Annotated in this window: 1 rRNA gene; it reads right to left on the reverse strand. The window is 52.0% G+C overall.

The window, feature by feature from the left end:
- Nucleotides 1-806, reverse strand: a 23S ribosomal RNA gene (locus ACTQY1_RS11240); the annotation flags it as partial.

The following is an 806-nucleotide window of genomic DNA, read 5'->3' on the forward strand; positions in this document are numbered from 1 at the left end:
CGTATGCATCCATAGCTTCGGTTCCATACTTTAGCCCCGGGAATCTTCGGCGCAGGGCCTCTCGACCAGTGAGCTATTACGCACTCTTTAAATGGTGGCTGCTTCTGAGCCAACATCCTGGTTGTTTATGAGACCCCACATCCTTTTCCACTTAGTATGGCATTGGGGACCTTAGCTGATGGTCTGGGCTGTTTCCCTTTTGACAACGGGACTTATCTCTCGTAGTCTGACTCCCAGGCTCTGCAGCATAACCATTCGTAGTTTGACAGGGTTCGGTAACCATTACAGTCCCTATCCCGATCAGTGCTCTACCGCCTATGCTTACTGCCTGAGGCTAGCCCTAAAGCTATTTCGAGGAGAACCAGCTATCTCTGCGTTCGATTGGAATTTCACCGCTACCCACGATTCATCCGAAAGTTTTTCAACACTCACCGGTTCGGTCCTCCACACGATTTTACCCGTGCTTCAACCTGATCATGGGTAGATCACTACAGTTTCGGGTCTACGAACACCAACTATCCGCCCTTTTCAGACTCGGTTTCCCTACGGCTCCGCATTTCCTGCTTAACCTCGCTGGTGCCCGTAACTCGTTGGCTCATTCTTCAATAGGCACGCCGTCGCTTGCGCTCCGACTGCTTGTAGACATACGGTTTCAGGTTCTCTTTCACTCCGCTCCCGCGGTTCTTTTCACCTTTCCCTCACGGTACTATGCGCTATCGGTCACTAAGAAGTGTTTAGCCTTGGAGGGTGGTCCCCCCGACTTCCCGCAAAATTCCTCGTGCTTCGCGGTACTCTGGATACTGGCC

Source organism: Acidaminococcus sp. HCP3S3_G9_1, assembly GCF_052122455.1.
Lineage (GTDB): Bacteria > Bacillota > Negativicutes > Acidaminococcales > Acidaminococcaceae > Acidaminococcus.